Below are 25,055 nucleotides of genomic sequence, written 5' to 3'. Positions count from 1 at the left end.
CCTTTAAGATCATAATACTGCAAACTGTTATAGCATCTTGATTTTATATTGCATATTTAATCGGCAGCATTAACGCGAGACTTTTTAGCTGGAAACCGTGCGATATAGATTCTTTCAAAGTGCGTGGAACCTTTTAAGGACACCCTATTAAATATTATGCATACTGGCCTGCGACCCAGCCACTAGACCAAGCCCATTGAAAATTGTAACCACCAAGCCAGCCCGTGACGTCTACCACTTCGCCAATAAAGAATAATCCTTCTACTTCCTTCGCTTGCATGGTTTTGGATGATAGCCTGTCAGTATTTACGCCGCCCAACGTCACCTCTGCGGTGCGGTATCCCTCTGTACCGTTAGGTTTTAAAAACCAATGGTGATAGGCCTCGGCAACCTGCTGCAGGCTTTTTCCCTGGAATTGCTTTAACGGTTTATTCGGAATGTCGAAATATGGCAGTGACGCCTGTACAAATCGCTTAGGGAAAAATTGTGATAACGCGGTGGAGAGCAGCGCGTCTGGAGAAACTTCCTGCGCCTGACGTAACTGCTCGTGTAAATCCCCATTCGGAAACAGATCGAACTCTACGTCTTCACCCGCGTGCCAATATGAGGAGATTTGCAGTACGGCCGGGCCGCTTATCCCGCGATGGGTGAACAGAATATTCTCATTAAAGCTGGCAAGTTGATTACCCGCCCTGGCGTCAATGGAAATGCCGCTTAAATCCGCGAAAACAGTTTTGTCCTGCTCATGTAATGTGAAGGGCACCAATGCGGCGCGCGTGGGCAGCACGTCAAGCCCGAACTGTTCTGCCAGTTGATAACCAAGCGGCGTTGCGCCCAGCTTGGGCATGCTCAAGCCGCCGGTCGCAACGACAAGCGATTCGCATTGATACTCGCCTGCACTGGTCAACAACAGAAATCCATCCGCCTGTCTGGTGACGGCAAATATTTCGCAGCGGGTGGTCACGGTGACATCAGCCCGCCGGCACTCAGACAGTAACAGGTCAACGATTTGCTTGGCACTATCATCGCAAAATAACTGCCCGAGCGTCTTTTCGTGGTAAGCAATACCGTATTTTTCTACCAGCGCAATAAAATCCCATTGGGTATAGCGGCTCAGTGCAGATTTGCAAAAATGTGGGTTGTTGGACAAAAAATTATCGGGACTGGCATACATATTAGTGAAGTTACACCGCCCGCCACCGGACATCAGAATCTTTCTGCCTACTTTCTTGGCATGATCGAGCACCTCAACCTTTCTGCCGCGAAATCCGGCCTGTGCAGCGCAGAACAAACCGGCGGCACCTGCGCCAATCACAATGACATCTCGCTTCAGCATTAGGGCAGGTACTCTTTCAGTTACAGCGCTTTCAGCATGGTTTCCGCGTCACTGACTTCAAAGCGCCCCGGATCTTCCAAATTCAGTTTCAGTACTGTGCCATCGTCAATCAGCATGCTGTAACGCTGTGATCTTACGCCGCCAAAATTGCCAGTATTCATGTCCAGGCCGATTGCACTGGTGAAACTGGCATCGCCGTCGGCTAGCATGATGATTTCTTCAGCGTTGTGGGCTTTACCCCATGCCTGCATGACGAAGGCATCATTCACGGATACACAAATAATACTGTCGACACCTTTGGCTTTAATTTTGTCGGCCATCGCCACGTAGCCCGGCAAATGTGCTGCGCTACAGGTAGGCGTAAAGGCGCCAGGGACAGCAAATAAAACGACTTTTTTGCCAGCAAACAGGTTGTTTGTATGAGGGTGTTGCATCTCGTCGCCTACCAGCAGACTGAATGTCACTTCGGGTAGCGTTGCACCTTCTTGGATCATGTTGTTCTCCAGTGTTTAGGATTGGTTGTGGGTAATATACACGTCAAAACGGTGTTTTTTGGTTTTTATTGACATGCTCGGCGCTTGATCATTCAGCGGCGCAGCGTAATCAGGGCGTTTAACCACCACCCTCTTGCCGGCAAGCTGCAATGCCGGAGCAAGTAATGTATCCGCATCGCTGTCTGCACCTAACAGCATTTGAAAGACTTTCATTTCTTTTTTAACTGCCGCCGATTTGCGCTTGTGCGGATACATAGGATCCAGATACACGACGTCAGGCTCCGCTCCCTGCCAGTTGCACAGCACGTTATAGCTTGGCGCCTGCTGAAATTGCATACGCTGACTTAGCCAGGAACCTATTTCTACATTCAGCGCACCACGCTCCAGTCCATCCTGCAACAGGGCAGCAACAATGGGTGAACGCTCCACCATCTGCACATGGCAACCAAGTGAAGCCAACACGAATGCATCACGTCCCAGCCCGGCCGTCACATCTAACACCGTAGGAAGGCTTTGGCCCTTGACACCAACGGCCTTGGCAATGGCTTCCTGTTTTCCGCCACCGTGCTGGCGACGCCAGCTCAGCGCATCACTGGCAAAATCGACATACACCGGCCCCATTTTTGGCTCGTCAAGATTACGCAGTTCGACTCTGTCATAGCATTGCACCAGCACGATACCTTTGTCTTTTTTCGACTGATAGCTCAGGTGCCAGCGCTCGGCATTGGCTTTGGCCAGATTAACCAGTGCCGGGTCATTGGCATTATCAGGAAGTAGAATATGCTGATCATGCATGGCTGAATTGCTCTTTGTGTCCCAGCCAACGATTGATAATAGCCTGCGCGTTGGCAGGATACTGCTGCCATAGGTGACTGGCCATATTCTGTACCTGCTCAATAAGATAGGCATCTCTGACCAGATCAGCAATTTTCATTTCTGCCAATCCGGTTTGCCTGGTGCCAAGTAACTCGCCAGGTCCGCGAATTTCCAGATCCTGTTGAGCAATGTAAAAGCCGTCATGATATTCGCGCAGTACTGCCAGGCGCTTGCTGGCGGTTTTTGATAATGGACTGGCGTACAGCAGCACACAATGACTTTCTACGGCTCCCCGTCCGACCCGACCGCGCAGCTGATGCAGCTGCGCCAGCCCAAGTCGCTCAGGATTTTCAATAATCATAAGACTGGCATTCGGCACATCGACTCCAACTTCAATGACGGTAGTCGCTACCAATAAATCCAATTCGCCGTTTTTGAATTCTTCCATGATAGCTTGCTTTTCCTGCGGCTTTAATCTGCCGTGCACAAGTCCGACACGCAGCTCCGGCAGCAACGTGCGCAGCGCGGTTGCCGTATCCTCTGCAGCCTGACATTGCAATACGTCAGATTCCTCTATCAGTGTGCATACCCAATATGTCTGACGTCCCTGTTCCAGCGCAGCTTGTCGTACCCGTTTGATGACTTCATCACGACGTGTATCAGGGATAGCAACCGTTGTGACCGGCGTACGCCCGGGCGGAAGCTCATCAATAATTGAGGTATCCAGGTCGGCATAGGCCGTCATCGCCAACGTGCGTGGGATGGGTGTTGCAGTCATGATCAACTGGTGTGGATAAAATCCCTGCTGCTCCCCCTTTTCCCGTAACGCTAGTCGCTGATGCACGCCAAATCTGTGTTGTTCGTCGACGATGACCAAGGCCAACTTAGAAAAGACTACCTGTTCTTGAAAAAGAGCATGGGTCCCGACCACCATCTGCGCCTTACCTGACGCAATGTCATCCAACGCCTCCGCGCGAGTTTTGCCTTTCAACTTACCCGCTAACCACCCCACGTTGATGTCCAGAGCAGTTAGCCAGTTTCTGAAATTCGCAGCATGTTGCTCGGCAAGAAGCTCCGTAGGCGCCATCAGTGCCACCTGATAGCCTTGCGCGATAGCCGATAGTGATGCCATTGCCGCCACCAGTGTTTTACCGGAGCCGACATCCCCCTGCACCAGCCGCATCATGGGAACCTTACCTTGCATATCCTGCAGAATGTCGGCAACAACCCGGGATTGTGCAGCAGTGGGTGCAAAAGGCAACGTGCTTAAAAATCTGTCTATCACTCCCTGATCAACACGAATAGGCACTGCGTTGTGCTTATCGCTCTGTGCACGTACTTTTAACACACTCAAGTGATGGGCCAGCATTTCTTCAAGAATAAGCCTTCTCTGAGCGGGATGACGGCCTTCCTCAAGTGCCTGTAAACCTGTGTCGGGAGGTGGACGGTGCACCAGTTGCAACGCATTATGTAAGGTTACCTGCTGCTGGTATAACCCAGCGGGGAATAATTCCGCCAGACCACCTTTTTCAAGTAATAACAGAGCCTGTTCGGTCATATTACGCAGTGTAATCTGGCGCACACCTTCAGTCGTCGGATAGACCGGGGTTAGGCTTTCCTCTAGTTGTTGTGTTTTATCAGATTGCAGCACTTTATATTCAGGATGCATCATCTCCAGGCCGTGCTTACCGGCGCGGATCTCACCAAATGCACGCACCCTCGAACCATTTGTGAGGCTCTTCACTTGGGCCGCAGAGAAATGAAAAAAGCGCATGGTCAAACCGGCATTGCCGTCATTAATCTTGACCAACAACATACGCTTTCGACCGTACTGAATATCACTGGATATCACCTCACCCTCTATGCTGGCATGCAGCCCCGGATACAAATCGATGATGGGATAGATACGGGTACGGTCTTCATAGCGGGAGGGCAGATGAAACAACACATCCTGAACCGTGTAAAGATTCAGTTTTTGCAGTTTTTCGGCAACTTTGTCGCCTACACCTTTTAGCGCACTGACAGGCATATCAGCCAACGACTGCATAGCGATGATTTCTCAATAAAAAACGGGTGATGTGTCGTGTTGCTCATCACCATAACAGGACGTCTGAATATAACAATCACATGAGTAAATATACAGTGTTGGTTGCATGTCGTTGATAGAGAGATGTTTTCAGGTAAATATCTATTTTTAGTTCTACACTCATCTATGCGTATAGTTTGTTACGCTGAACATCAAAAATGAGCTAAGAGGTAAGGTAATGAAGCAATATCCTTGGATTCATACCGCTAATAAGGCTTTCACATGGATTTTAGCTATCCAGGTAGTCATATCACTGGTATTGGGAATCTACATGGGAGCCTTTTTTTCCACGCTGATTATCATATTGATTAGTGCAGGCCTCGCTCTTTTTCTTATACAAACCCAGCCTTTCGCGCCAATCACGAGGCACTGTGTAGGCGTTGCAACACAAATATTAACGGCGCTGCATATTCAGCTCACCATGGGCATGACCGAGATGCATTTCGAAATATTTACGCTTCTTGCAGTGCTAAGTTGGTACAGGGACTGGAAGTTATTTATTTCAAGTGTCGGCTTTATTGCGCTTCATCATATTACCTTTTTCATCATGCAAAGCCAGGGGGTCAGCGTTTATGTGTTCGAAGCACATAACGTTTATTTCTATGTATTACTGATTCATGCTTTCTTCGCTGTTACCGAGGGGACGGTACTTGCCGTCATGTCACACCACAACTTGCGTGAGGGAAGAGAGAGCCTGGCCGCACAAGAAGGGGTCAATATTGTACTCAGGGACCCTAACATAATGGCAATCGATAAAGCATGTGAACTTGATAAGGAAAAAGAGACTCAGCTCGGCAAACTATTGTGGAGCTTTAGAGAGGCATTAACGTCAGTGCTAAATACCAATCGCGTGGTAAATGAAAACCTTAGTGTACTGAATGATGTTAACGAGCGAGTCAAACAAACGTCTTCAGACAGCGCCTCTGAAGTGGCAGCGATCGCCACGGCCATGGCAGAGATGGTCCAAACTATCCAGAGCGTTGCACAGCGCGCCTCTGAAGTAGGTTCAGCGTCAAATCAGGCTCTACATAACACCGATGAAGCCAGGAAAGTAATTACCAATAGTGGCAATGATATTGGGGAGCTTAAAGAAAGACTCGACAATATGGCGAAAATCGTCGCCTCGCTGGATACCAAGACCCAGGAAATTACCTCGGTCATGACCAGCATTGAAGCGGTTGCCGAGCAGACCAATCTCCTTGCGCTTAACGCAGCAATCGAAGCCGCCAGAGCCGGTGAGCAGGGCCGTGGCTTTGCTGTCGTTGCCGATGAAGTTCGATCACTTGCCGGTAACACCAAAGTCAGTACAGATAAAATCAGAACGGTTATCGAAGCCTTGGTCAAAGAGTCCCAGTCAGCAGTAGACATCATCACCCAGTGTGTGTCGCTGGCAAACAATACGGTTGAGTCGTCAGCAGGTGCGACGTCGACTGTCGATGAGCTAGCGACCCTGATAAATGAAGTGGCAGACAGTATCACTTCAGTAGCCACTGCGGCAGAACAGCAGGTCGCTGCGGCTGATGAGATTAACCGGGTTACGCAGCGCTTGAGTGAGCTGGCCGATACCAACAATCATGAGGCACAACGCTCCACCGAATCATTGTCATCCCTCAATAAAGCAGTGCGAAATTCAGAACAACAGCTAAGCGCGTTTTCGATTTAAATTTGCGGTGGCGAGCAGCTTAACGATCAAGCTCGCGCAGCGCCTTGTCTGAGAGCTGCATGGCCTGCCACCACTTTTCATCGGCTACCACCTGCCCGTTCTCGTCAATATGCGGGAACGGCAGTCCCTTTTTAACGCACTGTTTGAATAGCACGGGGTGGCCTCCTTCGAACAATAACGCCTGACATTCAGATTCAGGAACATGTTGATTACCGTACATGCCCGCAGCCTGTCGCTGACGCTGCGCTTCATACAATACGGTAGCCGCGGCAACGGAAACATTCAGCGATTGCACCATCCCCACCATGGGGATCACAATATCCTGGTCGGCTAGCGCCAGCGCCTCTTCAGTGGCCCCCTCTTTTTCCTGTCCAAGCAGAATAGCTGTCGGCTTGGTGTAATCGACCTCACGAAAGTCGACCGCAGCAGGTGACAAATGGGTTACCAGCACCTGCATTCCCTGATCTTTGAGGTGGCTAACCGCATCAGCAATGGTGTCATGGCTTTGGGTTTTTACCCAAAGCTGACTGCCTAATGCGGTCCCTTTACGCAACTTTGTCTTCTCATCCCACACAGCGTGTACGCGGTGAATACCCACCGCATCACACGTCCTGATCACGGCGGAGACATTGTGAGGCTTGTGCACCTCTTCCATTAAAACAGTGAGATCGGTCTGACGCTGTGCGAGCATCGAACGGATACGCTGGTAACGTTCTGGAGACATAAGCAGCTCTATTTAAGAATATTTATTCTGGAAGTTCCATTATACCGTCGATTTCTATCTGTGCGCCCTTTGGCAGTGACGCAACACCAATCGCCGCGCGGGCTGGATAGGGCTTCCTGAAATATTGACTCATGATGTCATTGACTGTAGCGAAATGACTCAGATCGGTGAGGTAGATATTGACCTTGGCCAAATCGTTGATACTGCCACCAGCAGCTTCGCACACTGCCTGGACATTCTTAAACACCTGTTGAGCCTGTTCGGAAAAGTCGTCAGAAACCATCTCCATCGTCTCGGGCGATAAAGGTATCTGCCCTGACAGGTAAACGGTATGTCCCGACTTCACGGCCTGGCTATATGTGCCAATAGCCTGAGGCGCCTTGTCGGTATGGATTACAGACTTAGCCATACAAAAATTCCTTAATATCGATAAATTATGAGTGTTTACTTTGACTGTGACGCGAGACACGCTGCACTTCGGGCATGGCGCGAATTTTTCGCATGATGTTGGCGAGATGGTTACGATCTTTAGTCGTCAGCTCAATCTCAATATAGTAAATGTTGCTTTCTTTTTCTTCTGTTTGCAGCGAAACGATATTTGAATCACAGGCGGCGATGGTATTCGTCAATGTTGCCAGTGTCCCCTGGTGATTAATCAGCTCGATACGAAGTGATGCTTTGAAGTTGCCCTGAGCGTGTCGGTCCCATTCCATCGACAGTACTCGCTGCGGCTCTTCTTTACTGAGCTTACGAATATTTTTACAGCCTATTTGGTGGATAATAACGCCTTTACCCGGGCTCAGTACGGCGACAATTTCGTCATCTGGAATAGGGTGGCAGCAACGTGAATAGCTGACCAACAGACCTTCCGTACCTTTGATCGCTACGGTGCCTTTTTTCTCAGGTAATTCTGCGTTTTCGCCCAACAGTCTGCGCGCAATGATGGCACTTAACTCGTTGCCCAGACCAATGTCTGACAACAGTTCATCAAAATTTTCGTGTTTGGTTTCCGCTACCACGCGATCCTTATCCTGCTGCGGAATATCGTCGAGTTTTACCGTGCCAAGCGCGTGCCTGAGCAATCGATTACCCATATTGATAGCTTCTTCTGAACGCTGACGCTTGAGGTATTGGCGGATGTTGGTTCGTGCCCTGGCGGTCACCACAAAATTGAGCCAGTTCGCATTGGGTTTGGCGCGCGGTGACGTAATGATCTCCACAGACTGCCCATTCTCCAATGGTTTGCTAAGCGAATAATTACGTCTCTCGACGCGCACACCAACACAAGAATTACCAATATCCGAGTGCACTGCATAGGCAAAGTCTACCGCCGTCGCCCCCATAGGCAGCTCAATAATCCGACCGTCCGGAGTAAACACGTAAATTTCTTCCGGGAACAAATCGGTTTTAACGCTTTCGATGAACTCGAATGATGAGCTGGCGCTTTGCTGCAGCTCCAACAATGACTGCATCCATTTACGTGCGCGCAACTGCGCGGTGGTGCCTTTATCACCTGGTGCTTTGTAAAGCCAGTGCGCCGCTACTCCTTTATCTGCCATGGTATCCATGTCTTCGGTACGGATCTGCACTTCGACGGGAATACCATGAGGACCAATCAATGAGGTGTGCAGCGATTGGTAGCCATTGGTTCGGGGGATTGCAACATAGTCTTTGAAACGATTTTCAATTGGCTTGTACAAGCCATGCATAGCGCCGAGTGCGCGGTAACAGTTGTCTACGCTGTCGACGACTACCCGAAAAGCATAGATGTCCATGACTTCGTTGAACATCAGCTCTTTATTGCGCATCTTGCGGTAAATCGAATACAGGTGCTTTTCCCGACCCACTACTCTGGCGCCAATTTCATGCGCAGCGAGACGGGTCTCCAATTCCTGACGGATATTTTCAATGATTTCCTTGCGATTACCGCGCGCCTGCTTCACTGCAGACTTAAGGGCACGATGACGCATTGGATACATGGCCTGAAATCCAAGATCTTCAAGCTCATTCTTAACATCGTGAATGCCCAGACGGTGGGCAATAGGGGCATATATTTCCAGCGTTTCCAGGGCAATACGACGACGCTTATCAGGACGCAGGCTTCCCAGTGTACGCATATTATGGGTACGGTCAGCTAATTTGATGAGGATGACACGAATATCCTGCACCATTGCCATCATCATCTTGCGAAAGTTTTCTGCCTGCGCTTCCTGTTTACTCTCAAACTGAATTTTATCGAGCTTACTGACACCCTCGACCAGGTCAGCAACAGTATCGCCAAACTCTTCAGCAAGCTGCTCTTTGCTATATTCCGTGTCTTCAATCACATCATGCAGCAGTGCAGCCATCAGGGTTTCATGATCAAGGCGCACTTCGGCCAGAATCCCGGCCACGGCGACCGGATGGGTGATATAGGGGTCGCCACTGGAACGCATCTGTCCATCATGGGCATCATGAGCGAGCACATAGGCGCGCTCGACATCGGCTACCTGGTCGGCGCTCAGATATTCGCTGATTTTGTTTTTAAGACCCTGAAACAGATACAAAGGCTTCGTCCGACGTTAGACACTTGTGAGACACACTTAATCAGTAGAATAAGGGTTATTTTGCTGATTTCCAACGACAAACCCATCGCATCAGCGTTTAAATCCTGAGCGATGGGCTGTTAAAAAGTGTTTTCGCAACCTGTCTTGGTTGCTGAGCTGACGTGTCTTTTTGTGACAGACTTACTGGTCAGAAAGAATATTGGCAACTGACGCAAACTCAGCGCGGTCCTGTTGCTCCTGGTCACGCATCTCTTGCTCTTCAATAGTCTGTGCCGTTACAAGGCCTTCTTCGATTTCACGCAGCGCGGTTACCGTGGGCTTGTCATTGCCCATATCGACCATTGGATCTTTGCCTTCTGTTGCCAACTGGCGGGCACGACGTGCCGCAACCAACACGAGGTCAAAACGGTTTCCAATTTTATCGACGGCGTCTTCTACTGTTACGCGAGCCATGCATTTCTCCGGTGAAAGGTGTTCAAAAAATCGGCCGCGCAGTATACATCAGCAACACGGCTTTTGTCAGCGTTTAATTTTTAAGTAATTCGGCTAATAAAGCGCCATGACGGGCTTGCTGTGATGCGCAACGCTGTCTTTGACCAAGAACTATCGCTTCAAATTCATACAGCGTGGTCTCGAAGTCGTCATTGACCAGTACAAAATCAAATTCACTGTAATGAGACATCTCTGACACCGCATCAGCCATGCGCCTTTCAATGATCTGCTCTGAGTCCTGTCCGCGAGAAGTCAGTCTCTGTCTCAATGTCGCCTTACTCGGGGGTAAAATGAAAATAGAGGCGGCCATTGGAATTTGCTGTTTAACCTGACGAGCCCCCTGCCAGTCGATATCCAGAAACACATCAATGCCCTGCTCAAGGGTCTGTTCGATGACAGGTCTGGAAGTTCCATAGTAATTATCAAACACTCTGGCCCACTCAAAAAACTCGTTACGTTCGATCATTTGTTCGAACTCAGGCACGGACACAAAGTGGTAATGTTGACCATCCACCTCTCCTGGACGAGGTGGACGAGTGGTATGTGACACACTGACCTGCATGGAGTCGCCGGTCAAATGCTGGCTTCGTTCCAACAACGCCTTGATGAGACTGGATTTTCCGGCGCCTGAGGGTGCAGACACAATAAACAGATTGCCAATTGTTGCTGTCATCTTTCTCTGGGAATCAAAAGGATGCTCAAATATGGAAGCGATGTTAGCATATTGCCAGGCTTAACGCCGCTTTGTGGCTTCAATCGGAAAGAAAGAATAATTACATGAGTGAAACACTCCCCTATGTAGAAGTGAATCCATCAGGATCACCAAAGGCATGTGTCATCTGGTTACATGGACTGGGCGACTCCGGCAATGGCTTCGCACCCATCGTACCGGAGCTGGGATTACCTGATGACGCCCAGATACGCTTCGTTTTTCCCCATGCCCCCATCCGTCCTGTCACCATCAATGGCGGCATGGCAATGCGTGCCTGGTATGACATAAAGAGTCTGGATTTCGGCTCTCGTGCAGATGTCGAAGGCGTTGTTGAGTCAACGGCCCAGGTAGAAGCCTTACTGGAGCAGGAAATTGCCAATGGTATTCCGCCTGAGCGTATTGTGCTTGCCGGTTTCTCACAAGGCGGCGTTATCGCGCTGCATATGGCCACACGCATTCAACATAAATTAGCAGGCGTGCTGGCACTATCTACCTATATGTGTGAACCAGATAAGCTCGCCAGTGAAGCAAATGATGTCAACAAGGCCACACCAATTATGATGGCGCATGGGCAACAGGATGAGGTCGTGCCAATGTTCCTCGGCCATGCGGCATACGCCACACTGCAGAGCAACGGCTACCCGGTAACATGGCACGAATACACCATGCAGCATAACGTTTGCATGCAGGAGCTGAAGGATATTTCTAACTGGCTGCAGAGCGTGCTCAAGTGAGCGGAGGGTGTAATAAACATGGCTGAACGCGTGATCCGCATTGCCACGCGCAAAAGCGCACTTGCCCTGTGGCAGGCAGAGTATGTAAAGCAGGCATTGCTCAATGCCCATCCACATATCGATGTTGAGCTTGTGCCGATGAGCACGCAGGGTGATCGCATTCTGGATACACCCCTGGCCAAAATCGGCGGCAAAGGACTGTTCATTAAAGAACTGGAGGTCGCCATGTTGGAAGGCCGCGCAGATATCGCGGTACATTCGATGAAAGACGTGCCTGTGGCATTCCCGGAAGGCTTTGGACTACATGCTATCTGCCCTCGGGAAAACCCGTATGACGCCTTTGTTTCTAATCACTTTGCCAGTATAGACGCTCTGCCACCAGGCAGTGTGGTTGGCACCTCCAGCCTGCGCCGCCAATGCCAGCTACGCCATCGCAGACCAGACCTGACCATCAAAGATTTACGCGGTAACGTCAATACGCGTTTGGCAAAACTTGATGAAGGACAATATGACGCCATCATTCTAGCCGCAGCAGGTTTGATTCGTCTGGATATGGCTGACAGGATCCAACAGTGTCTACCAGCTGAAGCGTCGCTTCCCGCTGTTGGCCAGGGTGCAGTGGGTATTGAATGTCGCAATGATGACAGCGAACTCATTGCCTTACTATCACCGTTAAATGACAACGACACGGCTATCAGAGTCAGAGCAGAGCGTGCGATGAATGCGCGATTAGAAGGTGGTTGCCAGGTACCGATAGGCAGTTTTGCCGAACTACATGGCCAGCAAATAAGGTTGCGCGGTCTGGTAGGCGCCATCGACGGCAGCAGACTTATTACTGCAGAACAGACAGGTAGCAGGGAAGACCCCGAAAAAATTGGTGTGCAGGTTGCCGAGTTATTGCTTCAACAGGGAGCAGGTGAATTATTGGAAGTATTGGAAAGCCAATAACACATGTTTCTGATTTTTAGGCCAAAAAATAAGATTAATCATTCTCAAAAAGCATTCTCACAAGCTGGCATGGATGCCGTGTCGGTCGCACTGACTGAAACCATCGTTATGCCGGACGCAGCCGAGCGTCTTGTGGAACAGCTTCAGAACAGGCCGGATATCATCATTATTACCAGTACCGTAGCGGCGCAAGTGCTTTGCCAAACGCACCGAATTGATGAAGCAGTCATGTTGACTGTAGGCAAGAGTAGCGCAAACAAGCTACGACAAGCTGGATACCATGTTGACTCACCTGCTCTGGAAACCAGCGAGGGATTATTAGCATTGGCACAGCTTGCACATGTGGATAGCAAACGAGTGTTGATCGTCAAAGGTGAGGGAGGCAGAGATGAGATATCTCACCAGCTGCGACAACGGCGAGCAAATGTGTCGGAAGTGGATGTGTATTTTCGACGGACGTTAGCTGAGCCGATTAACACGCAACACTGGCAGCGTGAACGAATACATTGCATTATTGCCACCAGCGGCGAACAAATCAGACAAGCATTTGCCCAGTACAACAGAGATTGGTTAGTTACGTGTAAATGGATCGTTGTCAGTCAACGTACGGCTGAAATAGCAGCTACACTTGGTGTAGAGCGTATTACCATCAGCGATGGTGCCTCAGACGACGCGCTTATTCGCTGTGCTAAACGTGTAGGGGAGTCTTAAATGAAATCGCAGGACGACATGTCCAACCAGGATGAGCAAAAAAAATTGGCTGACCTTGAGCAGGAGCTGAATCAAAAGGCCGATCTAAAGAAAGGTGATAAGGCCGCATCCGACACAACAACAGCACCCCGGCTATCCACAACCGCTGAGCCTAAAAAGGCTGAACAGCCAAGCAAGCCGGTACGCACTACCGGCCTTTGGATTTTCAGCATTTTTCAACTACTGCTGTTACTCGCGGTCGCCGGCGCTGCAGTATGGTTTTACCTGCAGTGGCAAAATAACGAATCCACCTATCAACAGCAAATCGACACCCAACAACAGCGTCTGCAAAGCCATATCACGCAAAGTAAAACTCAGCTGGACCGTATGAGTGAGCAGCAAGGCGCCCTGCAAAACACCATTGCCAGTATGCTCGACGATGCCAAACGCAATGAAACGCTGGCGGAGTCTCTGCGCCAGCGTCTCAATGAATTATCAGGGCGACGCCCGGCCGATTGGCTGCTGGCCGAAGCGGACTATCTATTACGCATGGCTGGTCGCAAGCTGTGGCTTGAGCAGGATATCCGTACGTCGGTGCTGTTATTGCAAAGTGCAGACAGTCGCCTGGCAGACCTTGCCGATCCGAGCCTGCTGCCGGTGCGTGCACTTATCGCAGAAGATATTCAATCACTACAGCAGATTAATCCGGTTTCCTTATCCTCGATTGCGTTGTCTATCTCTGGGCTTATCCCACAGGTAGCCAACCTGCCGTTGGACACCATTAAACTCCCTGAGTCAGTTGAGACGCAACAGGACACAGAGGTTTCTGATTCTGTATCAGACTGGCGCGAAAATCTGCGTAAAGTCTGGCATTCCATTGTGGATGACTTTGTTAAGGTGACGCAGCGCGATGCGCCGGTGCAGCCCTTCATGGCAGAGCAGCAACAGTGGCTGGTAAAAGAACAGTTGAAACATGCCCTGAGTCAGGCACAAACTGCCGTGTTAAAGGGTCAGGAGGCCGTTTATCAGCAAGCCTTGCAGCAATCGCTGGCAGTGATCGTTGAGCACTTTGATATACAGGCAGCCAACGTTGACCAGTTCGTTGCGGCACTACAGAACCTTAAACAGACCAATATCAGCAAGACATACCCCCAACAGTTCAAATCTCAGCCAGCACTGCGCGATGTGCTTGAGCAACGCATGCAAGGCGCATTCGGTCAGGGAGCACAGTCATTATGATTCGGCTGTTGCTGCTGTTATTGCTTTTAGTCGTAGGTCTGGTCGCTGGCCCGTTGCTGGTTGGACAGAAAGGTTATGTACTCATTGCCATGGATACACTGACTATCGAAATGACGGTGGTATCGCTTGGCCTGCTGGTGTTTTTCTCGGTCATTGGTTTTTTGTTTGTTGAATGGCTCATCAAGAAGCTGTACCGATGGCTAAGTGGTTCAACCCAGTGGTTCGGCGCGTGGACGGAACGAAAGCAGCGCAACGCGTTTTATACAGGACTGCAGGCAATGGCTGAGAATAATCCTGACGGTGCGTTATTAGCACTGGAAAAAACCCGCGATCGCGATTTCGCCGGAATCAATTTGCTTGCACTTGCTGACCTTTATCGTCGCAAAGGCGAACATAAGACAGCGACGGCATGCTTACAAGAAGCATGTGCCTACCCGGGCGCCAATACTGCTGCCCGCCTGACGCTTGCCCGTCTGGCATTACAACGTCATGATAGTCAGGCTGCTCTGGATGAGCTGGACAAAATTGATGAGAAACAACAGCGTCAAGGTCACGTCCTTAATCTGCGTGCACAGGCCATGGCCGAGGGCGGACATTGGCAGGAGTTGCAATCCAATCTAAAGAGCTGGAAAAAGTATCTTGGTAACGACTATGAATACTGGATGCAGCAGGCGTCAGTCGGCACATTTTCTGAAATTGCCAGCAAAGAAGGCGCAAACTCTCTCAAGCAGCGCTGGCAGGCATTACCTCGCGCAACCCGCAAAGACCCCGCACAGCAGGCTGCCTACATCCAACAGTTGCTTGATCAGGGCATGCATACAGATGCTGAAAATGCATTAGTGGAATACCAAAAAAATAAACCACACCCTGTATTGGTGGAGCAATTCAGACAGCTGAAATTACCCAATCCAACCAAAGCACTGAAGAGTCTGGAAGGCTGGCTCAAAGTCGATCCGGATAATATTGATCTGTTATCAGTACTTGGGCAGGTTGCCTACAATGCAAATGAGTTACGCCTTGCAGAACAGGCACTTGGTAAAGCAGTGAAACTAGGTAATCGCCGGCAAGACATTTTATTACTCGCGGCAATTCGTGAGTCTCAGCAAGATGAACATCAGGCACTGTCGCTGTATAAGCAAACCATCTAAGTTTTAGTAGTGTTCATCTGAGCACTATTATTGCATTCGATTGGGTTTTACCACCCTTTCGAGTGCACTATGAATCATCCAACTCACATCCATCACATCAATTTTCTGGTCAAGCAATTATCAGCAAGTGCCAACATACTGGCTAACATTCTTGGCCAATCCCCGCGCTTTGAGGCATTGCCTGAAAGAGGTGTCGATACAGCAACGTTTACCCTGACCGACACGCATTTGGTACTGGTATCGCCGCAGTCAGATAGTGGACCGGTAGCTGATATTCTACGTCAGCGGGGAGAAGGTCTTTTTTTATTGTCTTTGGGCGTGTCCGATCTTGATCAGGCTGCTCGCAGTCTTGCACAGCAGGGCATTCACATGGCATCAACGACACCTCGACAGGGCATACGGAACTGGCAGGTGTGGGACATCGACACTGACGCCGCACTGGGACCGATTTTACAACTGTGCCAGCAGTAACGATTTATTCACAAAATAATTTCATATTGAAATTATTTTTTCATTCTGAAACGCACACTGCGATATTTTCGGCTATGGTTAATCAGTAACCCTTCGCGACAACTGCAAAAACACGGTGTGTACAGGCCTTGTTGCCGTAAATTCATACACTTGGCACGGCCTGTGCAATTCCGAGTTCACTCAATATAGGTACACGCATGAATGTAAGCACGGGCGCGGCAAATGCCATTACAAAGTCCTTACTGTCTTCCAGCACTCCGCAGCCGCTGAAAGTGTTGATATTTGGTTATCAGGAATTCAGTCAACTGATGGGCACCGTGATCCCGGAATTTACTGAGCGCGCTCAGTTTCGCATTGTCGATGCGATAGTCGGCAGTATTTCTGAAATCCAGAGCCACATTGCTGATTATCAACCTGACGCTATCGTCAGCGCCGGCTCTAACGCCGCGTACCTCAAATCTGCACTCAGTTTACCGGTGCTGTCGCTAGAAGTGAGCGACACCGATATCATACGCGCCGTCAACCGTGCGGCAAAAGTCTCGAGTTCCATACTCTTGATCAGTATGCAACGTAGCAAAGAGCTGATTGGCATGCTTGAAAAGAGTCTGAATATCAGTATTCGTGCAGAACAATATACCACGCCCAAAGAGGCAAGAGAGTTGTTCGACCTGGCCAGACCTACTGTCGATGACGCTGTCGTGGGTGCTAGCCTGGTCTGTGGCATGGCCAATCAGGCCAACATTAAATCTTTTATATATTACTCCGCGGACTCATGCCGCAAGACGTTAGAAGAGGCCATATCCAGGGCCCGCACACATCGAGAAAACATCATTGGCCATGCATTAAATAACTGGCTACTGAATCAATCGAAAACACCTATTCTGATGATCAATGCGCGCACCAATCAGGTGCTATTCAACGCCGCGGCAGAAACAGAATTAAATCTGGGTAAAGACTATCAGATGGACCTCGAACAGCTGGTGCATCCTCGCACAGATCATCGGATCACAGATGGGGAATGCCAGATAAATGGAAAAGAATGGTGGTTCCATCTGGATACGCTCGAGCAGGATGGCAACACACATTACGTGTATCAGCTCTACAACAAGAAACCAGATATTCAACCTGCTCCTGTTAATAGACCGCCTACCCATACATTGGCTTATCGCTCTAAGGCCATTGAAAAGCTACTCAATCAGGTCAGCGCATTTTCTGCATCGCCCAGCAACATTCTGATTACCGGCGAATCTGGCACAGGCAAAGAACTCATTGCCCGCGCCATCCATCGCGACGGGCCCTTTCAACATGGGCGCTTTGTGGCCCTGAATTGCAGTGCTATCCCCACCGATTTGTTCGAGGGTGAACTGTTTGGCTATCTGGATGGTGCCTTTACGGGTTCGAGACGGGGTGGCAAAAAAGGCTTGGTGCAGGAAGCTGAAAACGGCGTGTTGTTTTTGGATGAAATCAGCGAACTGGCTCTTGATCAACAGGCCAAGCTGCTGCGCTTCCTGCAGGAGCGTACATTACGACCATTGGGCGCAAGCGAAGAAAAGCCGGTCAATCTGAAACTGGTGGCCGCATCAAACAAGCCGTTGGCGGATTTAGTGGAAAGCGGCGCATTCCGAAAAGACCTGTACTATCGCCTCAATGTATTCAACATCAACGTACCGCCTCTCCGCATGCGTCCAGACGATATCCAGAGTATCGCGCTGAACAAACTGGGCAAATTTTTAAATGACTATCGACTGGTGTTCGACCCTCTCGAAGTCTACCGGCCGATTGAGAAGGTCCTCAATCATTATTCCTGGCCGGGTAACGTGCGTGAGCTTGAAAATATTCTGGAACGTCTGGTCGCCAGCATGGTGTCAATTAACCGCCTTGCTGACCTGCCGGCCTTACTTCAGCAGGTTGCGCCTGAACTGTTTGCACAAGCCGTTACTGATAAATCGGACGGGTTAATCCAACAAAAAGAGTTAGAGCTGGTCGCGGATGCGATGGCTAAGTTTGACGGTGATAAACGCAAAGTCGCCGACTATCTGGGTATGAGTCAGACCACATTGTGGCGAAGGCTCAAAAGAATAAATCACTGACTGGGAAACACCAATGAAGAGATTCGCACACAACAAACTGGCCGCCTGCATGGCTATGGCAATGGCAACGTCAGGCATGACACTCAGCAACCTTGTAATGGCGCAGGAGGCGTCTGCTGAGTTAGATGAAAATATAGAAATAATCAGTATCTCCCGTAAACGTCCTGAAAGTCTGCAGGAAGTGCCTATTGCGGTCACAGCATTGGGTGAAAGCGACATCCAGTCGGCCGGTGTTGAGCGTCCCTCTGACTTTATAAGCCTGATCCCTAACGTCAGTATTGTGGATGCTGCAAACGTGGGTGATACCCAGGTAAGCATTCGCGGTATCGTGTCCACCCGCGACGCTGAATCCACCTTTGCCTATGTCGTAGATGGTGTACTTATCACCAACCCCAACGGCTTCAATGAGGAATTGCTCGACGTTGCCCAAATAGAAGTACTTAAAGGACCTCAGGGCGCATTATATGGGCGTAACGCAGTGTCCGGCGCTATTCTGGTCACCACTAAACGTCCGTCTGACGAGTTGGAAGGCAACGTAACCGTCGGCGTAGGTAATGTGGGTCAGATGCGCGCCAATGGTGTGGTAAGTGGCGCGTTTTCAGACAACGTGCGCGGTCGCCTGACAGCCAGCTATAAGACCACCGATGGCTTCTATGGAAACGTATTCACTGGACAGGACGATGTGGTCGATTATCTTGAAGACACCACACTCAAAGGACGTTTAATGTGGGATGTAAATGAAGAACTCACCGTCGACTTCCGCGCCGGGGTGAGTGACGTGTCTGGCGGAGCCATCAACTTTAATGCCGTATTTGCGCTGCCGTCATTCGCGAATTTGTTCGGTCAGCCTAATTATTTTCTGGACGTAAACGACCATGATTTCATCTTTGCGTTTAACGTACCAGGCGAGAATGAGCAGGAAACCACCGAGCTTTCTGTTAAAGCAGACTGGGACCTCGAAGGCGTGGATGTCACAGCCATTCTGGCCTACAATGATTTGGATGAGTATCTTCTGTCCGATGGCACTAGTGCATCATTTTATGGATATGAAATTACGCCACAGTGCCAAAGCGATCGCGCGACATTAAATAACTTCCCCACCGCACTGGGCGGGGCTGGCCGTACTGACCTGTATGGCGAATTCTTTAACCCGTTTGGCATCTTTCCGCCGGGCATAGACTTTCAGGGTGTCTATGGTCCCTACACACCAACCTCGTGTGATGGCTATCAGTATCAGGAGCGCAGTCAGTCTGACTTCAGTGGTGAATTGCGCTTCACCTCAGATAACACTGACGATCCTTTACGCTGGATCGCCGGTGTATACTTTGCAGAAATCGAACGTGACGTAGTGGTTGCCTATGGCGCTGATACGGGTCAGGGTTTTCTGCGTCAGCCCTATGTGTCCCCAACCGGTCCGAATCCTACTGACCTGCTATTCAATGATACCTTTGATACGTCAGTACTTTCTGCATTTGGGCAGATTGAGTATGACCTGACTGACCAGTGGGAGCTATCGATTGCACTGCGTTATGACTATGAAGACCGTGAAGTCAGTAATAACGTACCCAATGTTACGGCTTCAGGGTTGAACGTAAATACATACGTTAACGGCGTTGTAGGCCCAATCAATCCGGCGTTTAATGTCACGCCAAATGGCATTCCTGATCGTTCTCGTTCATTCACACAGTTCCAGCCCAAAGTGACCCTGAGCTACGCGTCAGAGCATGATATTAACTACTATGCCAGCTACGGCGTCGGTTTCAGAAGCGGCGGCTTTAACTCCATCGGTACCGAGGCGACGCTGAACTTCTGGTTCAATCGTACCGGTGCTGGCACGCCTGGCGATGCGGTTAATGCCCAGCTAATCGTGCCTGATGAGTACGAGAAAGAAGTCACCACCAACCTTGAGCTTGGCGCCAAAGGCAAGTTCATGGACAACCGCCTGCGAATCAATGCTGCCGTATTCCAGACCGAGGTTGAAGACAATCAGTTCTTCGAATTCTTTGCTGGCCCGTTCGGCTTACTCCGTGCAGTGACCACCATTGACGAGTTGGATATTCGCGGGCTGGAAGTTGATTTCAGCGCCGACGTGACTGACGACGTCAAGCTCGTTGGTGGCATTGGCCTGCTCGACAGCGAAATTAAGGAAAACCGCAATCGTCCGCTCACCGTTGGTAACAGTGCACCTCAGGCACCGGATGAAACCTTTACACTGGGTGTAATGTGGAACTATTCGCTAACCGAAGATGTGATCATGACCAGTCGTCTTGACTGGCAACACGTGGGTGAAACCTTCTTCCATACCTTACAAGGCGAGCAAACACCGACTATCTGGGACTTCTTCGGCACCCTGGGTGGTGGCGTTCCACCCGGTCCACACCCTCAGGACTTCAGCCGCGCCAGCCGTGACGCGTATAACACGGTTAACCTTCGCGTCACCTTTGATGCAGAGGACTGGGCGTTGTCATTGTGGGGCCGCAATATCTTTGATGAAGAATACCTGCAGGAAGTCATACCGGCACCGGAGTTTGGTGGTTCGTTCATTCATCCATCAGCCCGAGATGCCTATGGCATTGACTTCACCTATCGCTTCTAACGCGTAAGCAATTGACATTTAAGTTGTAACGGGAGCCGTGTGGCTCCCGTCATTAGCGGAGTAAACGTCTGATGAACAAGCCTCTGGCTGGTATCCGCGTGATTGATTTGACCCATATGTTGTCAGGACCGTATTGCGGCATGATTCTGGCAGATTTGGGTGCGGAAACAATTAAGGTTGAGCCTCTGCAGGGTGAAGGTACCCGCAAGCTGCTGGCAACAGACCCGGCTAATTCCCTAAATGGGTTTGGCGCCTACTTTATTACCTTAAACCGTAATAAAGAGAGCATCTGTATTGATCTCAAGAGCGAACATGGCCTTGAGGTTTTCTATGACCTGGTGAAACAGGCTGATGTTGTCGTTAACAACTTCGGTGCTGGCGTCCCGGCTCGCCTGAAAATCGATTACGAACATTTAAAAGCAGTAAATCCCAGAATCATTACCTGCTCAATCACAGGGTTTGGCAATGATGGTCCCAATTTCAAGCGTCCTGCCTTTGATCAGGTTGCACAGGCCACCGGCGGTGGGATGTCTATCACCGGTACGGATCCCGAACACCCGGTTCGGGCAGGCATTCCCATAGGGGATTTAGGTGGAGGGATGTTCGCCGTGATGGGCATACAGGCCGCCCTTCTGGAACGTGAAAAAAGTGGTCAAGGACAGGATGTGGACGTGTCCATGCTCGACTGTCAAATTTCATTACTTAACTACATGGCCACCATGTATTTCCTGAGCGGTCAGGACCCTTTCCCTATTGGCAACTCACACTTTGTGCATGTGCCCTATAACACCTTCAAAACGTCTGACGGGTTTATTGTTATTGCGGTCATCACGGATAATTTCTGGCAAAACCTCAAGCAGGTAGTCAACGAGCCTGAGTTTGAAAAAGAAAAGTATGATGGCCAACCAGGTCGCTGGGAAGACCGCGATTTTATCAACGCCAAACTTAACGAAATCCTGTCCACCAACACATCGGCATACTGGATAGCGCAGCTTGAAGCAAAGCGTATTCCCTGTGCACCGGTCAACAAATTTTCACAGGCTCTGTCTGATGAACAGGTTCTGCATCGTAATATGGTGGTGGATTTGCACCATCCTGACGGCAGCAAGACCAAAGGACCGGGTAACCCGATTAAGTTCTCTCGCTCTAATGAAGAGAGCTTTACCGCCGCACCTTTACTCGGCCAACACACGGAAAAAGTGCTGCATGGCACCTTGGGTTACAGCCGCGAGCAAATAGAACAGCTTCGTCAGCAGGGTGTGATCCGATGACACACCCTGACACCATTATCATCAATGATGTTGGCCCACGAGATGGTCTGCAAAACCAGCCGAAAATTCTGACCGTTGATGAACGGACTCAGTTGATACAGGCGCTTATCGAAGCAGGAGTACCCGCCATTGAAGTCGGTGCATTCGTTTCTCCTAAGGCGGTTCCTGCGATGGCGGGCGCCGCAGAACTTTTTGCCAATGTAAACAACTCCGACACCGACTTCTCTGCACTCATCCCAAATGCAAAAGGCTTTGAACTGGGTGTGGCCGCTGGTGTGCCTACTCTGTCACTGGTCGTGGCCACGTCCAATACCATGAACGAAAAGAACATTCGCATGACAAATGCACAGGCATTGGATGTGTGTAGAACAGTTATTGCAATGTCACAGGACACAGCCGCAACTGTGCAGGTCTACGTTGCCACGGCGTTTGAATGTCCCTTTGAAGGGATCATCGCCGCACAGCAAACCATTGACATGTGCAACACCCTGTTTGACATGGGGGCCAATGCAATTGTGGTGGCGGATACTATTGGTGCGGCAAACCCCAAACAGGTATCTGCACTGATGAGCGAGCTGGTGAGTCAGCACAGTACAGATAAACTCTCGTGTCATTTCCATGATACCCGTGCAATGGGTCTGGCCGACGTATACGCCGCTATCGAAGCCGGCATTCGCCGCTTTGACGCATCAATTGCCGGCTTAGGGGGCTGTCCTTTTGCACCCGGTGCCAGTGGCAATGTTGCCACTGAAGATGTGGTTATGCTGGCTGAACAAATGGGCTTTCACACTGGCATCGATATGCCTGCCCTGCTACGTGCGTCAGACCTGGCAATTCAACTCACCGGTAGCGCCCGCGGCGGCAATGCGCGAGCGTGGCTAGATAGAAAATTCCAACATAATAATCATTCGACGTCTCAGGGGAGCAAACCATGAGTTACCGATTAGGCGTGGACGTAGGCGGCACATTTACCGACCTGCTTCTTATCAACGAACAAACTGGCGAAACCTTTACCGCTAAAGTGCCCTCAACACCGGGCGACTCATCTGTTGGCGTGTTAAATGGTATCGCCAGAATATGCGAAGAATCCGGCGTAGACGCCGCGCACATCAACAGGGTGATGCACGGCACCACGGTGGCCACCAATGCAGTATTGACTGGCAAAGGGGCAAAAGTCGGTCTGGTGACCACCGCCGGATATCAACAGGTGCTGCAGGTTGCCCGCTCTTTCTGCCCCGGTGGTTTAGGTGGTTGGGTCAGCTATGTGAAAAAGCCGCTGCTAGCGCCGCTGGAGCTGACTATTGAGGCAGACGAAAGAATGGATGCCAAAGGTCAACCTGTTAAAGCGCTGGACGAAGACAAACTACGAGACGACCTTAAAGCGCTGCACGCCAAAGGCGAAGTGGAAGCGCTGACTATCTGCTTTATCAATGCTTACCTTAATGGTGAACATGAGGTACGTGCAAAGCAGATCGCACAGGAAATCTTTACCGATATGCCGATTTCCATTTCGAGCGAAGTGGTGCCTGAGATGCAGGAATATGAGCGCACAGAGACTACAGTCATCAACAGCTATGTGCGTCCTGAAGTGGCTCGCTACGTCAATAACCTGAATGCCGCGCTCGAAGAGAAGATGGGCGACAATCTACATCTTTCTATTCTTCGCTCTGATGGTGGCCTGGCCTCTGCGCGCTCCGCCGCTGACAATCCGGTGAACCTGTTAATGTCGGGACCTGCTGGCGGTGTAACCGGTGCAGTTCACTTCTGTTCGCGCGCCGGTTTTGACAATATTCTTACCTTTGATATGGGTGGTACGTCGACGGATGTCGCGCTTATTCAGAACGGTAAACCTCGGGTTAGACGGGAAACTCGGGTTGGGGATGTTACGGTTCGCGCGCCGTCCGTAGACGTTCGTACAGTTGGCGCTGGCGGCGGTTCGCTGGCTTTTGTACCGGAACTGACCAAAGCGCTCAGAGTTGGCCCTGAGTCGGCGGGCGCAGTGCCCGGCCCGGCCGCATACATGAAAGGCGGTGAAGAGCCTACTGTATGTGATGCCAATGTTGTACTCGGTTACCTGCCATCAGACGTGCAGCTCGGTGGCGCCATGGCCATCAATAAAGACGCCGCCGTAAAAGCCGTCAAGAAAGTTGCCGATGCAATGGGTCTCAGCGTAGAAGAAGCCGCCGAGGGCATTATCAAAATCGTTAATGAAGCCATGTTTGGAGCCCTGCGTCTGGTGTCAGTCGAACAGGGTTTTGACCCTCGTCAGTTCGCGCTGGTTGGTTTCGGCGGTGCCGGCCCACTGCATGCCAATGCGCTGGGTATACTCACTCAGTCATGGCCTACGATCATTCCACCTGGTCCGGGCGTATTGTGTGCCTATGGTGACGCAACGACATTGGTGCGTGACGAGGCCTCGTTGTCGTATGTGAAACTGGTTAAAAACACCAGTAAGGAAGAACTCAGCCAGGCACTTACCGAGCTTAAGGAGAAGGCCACAGCCACATTGAATGCCGACGGTATCAGTAAGGATATGCAGTCGGTGACCTACCAGGCTGACGTGCGTTATACCGGACAGGCGTTCCAGCTATCTATCGAGTTCACTGAACAGGAACTACAGGAACAGGGACTTGACCTGCTGGTGAAGCAGTTCGACGAAGAGCACACCCAATTGTTCACTTTTGCACTTGAGGAAGGACATGAGATTGTCATGATCCGTGCTGTAGCGCTCGCCCAGGCAGGCGAACTTGAAGTGACCGGTGTTGAACAACGAAGCCACTCACTGGATGAGTGCAAGATCCACGACACGCAGTTCTATTATGAAGGCTGCTATCACGATGCCATCATTTATGACCGCAATAAATTGCATGACAAGCTGGTAGTGCCCGGTCCTGCAATTGTATCTGAGATGGACTCGACAACCGTTGTATTACCTGGCTATGAAGCAACGGTCGATAGTGTAGGTAACCTGTTGATTAACCCGGCGGCGCAGTAGGAGA

21 protein-coding genes are annotated in these 25,055 nt (G+C 50.3%); 12 read left to right on the top strand and 9 right to left on the bottom strand.

Annotated elements, in window-relative coordinates:
• Positions 1–154 precede the first annotated feature (154 nt).
• The 4 genes from G441_RS0112000 to recG are packed head-to-tail and all read right to left on the bottom strand — an operon-like array spanning position 155 to position 4,693.
• Complete coding sequence (locus G441_RS0112000) at positions 155–1,336, bottom strand: BaiN/RdsA family NAD(P)/FAD-dependent oxidoreductase (protein ID WP_026376575.1); 1,182 nt, start codon at positions 1,334–1,336, stop codon at positions 155–157.
• 20 nt (positions 1,337–1,356) lie between these two features.
• Positions 1,357–1,830: a peroxiredoxin gene (locus tag G441_RS0111995; RefSeq protein ID WP_026376574.1), complete on the bottom strand. Its 474-nt coding sequence runs from the start codon at positions 1,828–1,830 to the stop codon at positions 1,357–1,359.
• Positions 1,831–1,845: 15 nt separating this feature from the next.
• On the bottom strand, positions 1,846–2,625 hold the full coding sequence (locus G441_RS0111990; RefSeq protein WP_026376573.1) for a class I SAM-dependent methyltransferase: 780 nt from the start codon (positions 2,623–2,625) through the stop codon (positions 1,846–1,848).
• Complete coding sequence (gene recG / locus G441_RS0111985; RefSeq protein WP_026376572.1) at positions 2,618–4,693, bottom strand: ATP-dependent DNA helicase RecG; 2,076 nt, start codon at positions 4,691–4,693, stop codon at positions 2,618–2,620. The genes G441_RS0111990 and recG overlap by 8 nt, the downstream gene beginning before the upstream one ends.
• Before the next feature lie 217 nt (positions 4,694–4,910).
• Between recG and G441_RS0111980 the strand changes: the two genes are divergently transcribed.
• A complete protein-coding gene (locus G441_RS0111980) occupies positions 4,911–6,395 on the top strand; it encodes a methyl-accepting chemotaxis protein (protein WP_034475033.1) in 1,485 nt (494 codons plus the stop codon).
• Between the two features lie 19 nt (positions 6,396–6,414).
• Here G441_RS0111980 and trmH read toward each other — a convergent pair whose 3' ends face one another.
• The 5 genes from trmH to gmk all read right to left on the bottom strand — a co-directional run bounded on the left by trmH (position 6,415) and on the right by gmk (position 10,830).
• Complete coding sequence (trmH, locus tag G441_RS0111975; RefSeq protein WP_026376570.1) at positions 6,415–7,119, bottom strand: tRNA (guanosine(18)-2'-O)-methyltransferase TrmH; 705 nt, start codon at positions 7,117–7,119, stop codon at positions 6,415–6,417.
• A 22-nt stretch (positions 7,120–7,141) separates the two neighbouring features.
• Positions 7,142–7,528 carry a RidA family protein gene (locus G441_RS0111970; RefSeq protein WP_026376569.1) on the bottom strand — a complete coding sequence of 129 codons (387 nt, stop codon included), beginning with the start codon at positions 7,526–7,528 and terminating at the stop codon, positions 7,142–7,144.
• Positions 7,529–7,553: 25 nt separating this feature from the next.
• On the bottom strand, positions 7,554–9,665 hold the full coding sequence (spoT, locus tag G441_RS0111965) for a bifunctional GTP diphosphokinase/guanosine-3',5'-bis pyrophosphate 3'-pyrophosphohydrolase (RefSeq protein ID WP_026376568.1): 2,112 nt from the start codon (positions 9,663–9,665) through the stop codon (positions 7,554–7,556).
• Between the two features lie 180 nt (positions 9,666–9,845).
• Entirely contained in the window at positions 9,846–10,118 is a 273-nt protein-coding gene (gene rpoZ, locus G441_RS0111960; RefSeq protein WP_026376567.1) for a DNA-directed RNA polymerase subunit omega, read from the bottom strand.
• Positions 10,119–10,191: 73 nt separating this feature from the next.
• Entirely contained in the window at positions 10,192–10,830 is a 639-nt protein-coding gene (gene gmk / locus G441_RS0111955) for a guanylate kinase (RefSeq protein WP_026376566.1), read from the bottom strand.
• Positions 10,831–10,934: 104 nt separating this feature from the next.
• Here gmk and G441_RS0111950 point away from each other — a divergent pair, with 104 nt between their 5' ends.
• From G441_RS0111950 to G441_RS0111900, 11 genes are all read left to right on the top strand, one after another.
• A complete protein-coding gene (locus G441_RS0111950; RefSeq protein WP_026376565.1) occupies positions 10,935–11,603 on the top strand; it encodes an alpha/beta hydrolase in 669 nt (222 codons plus the stop codon).
• 18 nt (positions 11,604–11,621) lie between these two features.
• On the top strand, positions 11,622–12,551 hold the full coding sequence (hemC, locus tag G441_RS0111945) for a hydroxymethylbilane synthase (protein WP_026376564.1): 930 nt from the start codon (positions 11,622–11,624) through the stop codon (positions 12,549–12,551).
• A gap of 3 nt (positions 12,552–12,554) precedes the next feature.
• Complete coding sequence (locus tag G441_RS0111940) at positions 12,555–13,262, top strand: uroporphyrinogen-III synthase (protein ID WP_026376563.1); 708 nt, start codon at positions 12,555–12,557, stop codon at positions 13,260–13,262.
• Positions 13,263–14,480 carry a uroporphyrinogen-III C-methyltransferase gene (locus tag G441_RS0111935; protein WP_026376562.1) on the top strand — a complete coding sequence of 406 codons (1,218 nt, stop codon included), beginning with the start codon at positions 13,263–13,265 and terminating at the stop codon, positions 14,478–14,480. It abuts the gene before it with no gap.
• Positions 14,477–15,628: a heme biosynthesis HemY N-terminal domain-containing protein gene (locus tag G441_RS0111930; protein ID WP_026376561.1), complete on the top strand. Its 1,152-nt coding sequence runs from the start codon at positions 14,477–14,479 to the stop codon at positions 15,626–15,628. Before G441_RS0111935 ends, G441_RS0111930 begins: the two co-directional genes overlap by 4 nt.
• 69 nt (positions 15,629–15,697) lie before the next feature.
• Complete coding sequence (locus G441_RS18595) at positions 15,698–16,099, top strand: VOC family protein (protein ID WP_034475031.1); 402 nt, start codon at positions 15,698–15,700, stop codon at positions 16,097–16,099.
• Positions 16,100–16,296: 197 nt separating this feature from the next.
• The gene (locus G441_RS0111920; protein WP_084407360.1) at positions 16,297–18,189 is read left to right on the top strand and encodes a sigma 54-interacting transcriptional regulator; all 1,893 of its coding nucleotides are present in this window, start codon (positions 16,297–16,299) and stop codon (positions 18,187–18,189) included.
• A 13-nt stretch (positions 18,190–18,202) separates the two neighbouring features.
• On the top strand, positions 18,203–20,785 hold the full coding sequence (locus tag G441_RS0111915; RefSeq protein ID WP_051275570.1) for a TonB-dependent receptor: 2,583 nt from the start codon (positions 18,203–18,205) through the stop codon (positions 20,783–20,785).
• 71 nt (positions 20,786–20,856) lie between these two features.
• Complete coding sequence (locus G441_RS0111910) at positions 20,857–22,056, top strand: CaiB/BaiF CoA transferase family protein (protein WP_026376558.1); 1,200 nt, start codon at positions 20,857–20,859, stop codon at positions 22,054–22,056.
• Entirely contained in the window at positions 22,053–22,991 is a 939-nt protein-coding gene (locus G441_RS0111905; RefSeq protein ID WP_026376557.1) for a hydroxymethylglutaryl-CoA lyase, read from the top strand. The genes G441_RS0111910 and G441_RS0111905 overlap by 4 nt, the downstream gene beginning before the upstream one ends.
• Positions 22,988–25,051: a hydantoinase/oxoprolinase family protein gene (locus G441_RS0111900; RefSeq protein WP_026376556.1), complete on the top strand. Its 2,064-nt coding sequence runs from the start codon at positions 22,988–22,990 to the stop codon at positions 25,049–25,051. The genes G441_RS0111905 and G441_RS0111900 overlap by 4 nt, the downstream gene beginning before the upstream one ends.
• Positions 25,052–25,055: the final 4 nt, after the last annotated feature.

The sequence above is a fragment of the Aestuariibacter salexigens DSM 15300 genome (assembly GCF_000429145.1).
GTDB classification, from domain to species: domain Bacteria; phylum Pseudomonadota; class Gammaproteobacteria; order Enterobacterales; family Alteromonadaceae; genus Aestuariibacter; species Aestuariibacter salexigens.
The sequence above is the reverse complement of the archived record's forward strand: the minus strand, read 5'-3'. Positions and strand labels throughout refer to the sequence as shown.

Excerpts from the sequence above, each read along its gene's own strand:
- G441_RS0112000 (WP_026376575.1), bottom strand. The coding sequence starts at position 1,336 with ATGCTGAAGCGAGATGTCATTGTGATTGGCGCAGGTGCCGCCGGTTTG.
- G441_RS0111950 (WP_026376565.1), top strand. The coding sequence starts at position 10,935 with ATGAGTGAAACACTCCCCTATGTAGAAGTGAATCCATCAGGATCACCA.
- G441_RS0111905 (WP_026376557.1), top strand. The coding sequence starts at position 22,053 with ATGACACACCCTGACACCATTATCATCAATGATGTTGGCCCACGAGAT.
- G441_RS18595 (WP_034475031.1), top strand. The coding sequence starts at position 15,698 with ATGAATCATCCAACTCACATCCATCACATCAATTTTCTGGTCAAGCAA.
- recG (WP_026376572.1), bottom strand. The coding sequence starts at position 4,693 with ATGCAGTCGTTGGCTGATATGCCTGTCAGTGCGCTAAAAGGTGTAGGC.
- G441_RS0111980 (WP_034475033.1), top strand. The coding sequence starts at position 4,911 with ATGAAGCAATATCCTTGGATTCATACCGCTAATAAGGCTTTCACATGG.
- G441_RS0111910 (WP_026376558.1), top strand. The coding sequence starts at position 20,857 with ATGAACAAGCCTCTGGCTGGTATCCGCGTGATTGATTTGACCCATATG.
- G441_RS0111920 (WP_084407360.1), top strand. The coding sequence starts at position 16,297 with ATGAATGTAAGCACGGGCGCGGCAAATGCCATTACAAAGTCCTTACTG.
- G441_RS0111915 (WP_051275570.1), top strand. The coding sequence starts at position 18,203 with ATGAAGAGATTCGCACACAACAAACTGGCCGCCTGCATGGCTATGGCA.
- rpoZ (WP_026376567.1), bottom strand. The coding sequence starts at position 10,118 with ATGGCTCGCGTAACAGTAGAAGACGCCGTCGATAAAATTGGAAACCGT.
- G441_RS0111995 (WP_026376574.1), bottom strand. The coding sequence starts at position 1,830 with ATGATCCAAGAAGGTGCAACGCTACCCGAAGTGACATTCAGTCTGCTG.
- G441_RS0111930 (WP_026376561.1), top strand. The coding sequence starts at position 14,477 with ATGATTCGGCTGTTGCTGCTGTTATTGCTTTTAGTCGTAGGTCTGGTC.
- G441_RS0111990 (WP_026376573.1), bottom strand. The coding sequence starts at position 2,625 with ATGCATGATCAGCATATTCTACTTCCTGATAATGCCAATGACCCGGCA.
- G441_RS0111940 (WP_026376563.1), top strand. The coding sequence starts at position 12,555 with ATGTTTCTGATTTTTAGGCCAAAAAATAAGATTAATCATTCTCAAAAA.
- G441_RS0111935 (WP_026376562.1), top strand. The coding sequence starts at position 13,263 with ATGAAATCGCAGGACGACATGTCCAACCAGGATGAGCAAAAAAAATTG.
- hemC (WP_026376564.1), top strand. The coding sequence starts at position 11,622 with ATGGCTGAACGCGTGATCCGCATTGCCACGCGCAAAAGCGCACTTGCC.
- G441_RS0111970 (WP_026376569.1), bottom strand. The coding sequence starts at position 7,528 with ATGGCTAAGTCTGTAATCCATACCGACAAGGCGCCTCAGGCTATTGGC.
- trmH (WP_026376570.1), bottom strand. The coding sequence starts at position 7,119 with ATGTCTCCAGAACGTTACCAGCGTATCCGTTCGATGCTCGCACAGCGT.
- gmk (WP_026376566.1), bottom strand. The coding sequence starts at position 10,830 with ATGACAGCAACAATTGGCAATCTGTTTATTGTGTCTGCACCCTCAGGC.
- G441_RS0111900 (WP_026376556.1), top strand. The coding sequence starts at position 22,988 with ATGAGTTACCGATTAGGCGTGGACGTAGGCGGCACATTTACCGACCTG.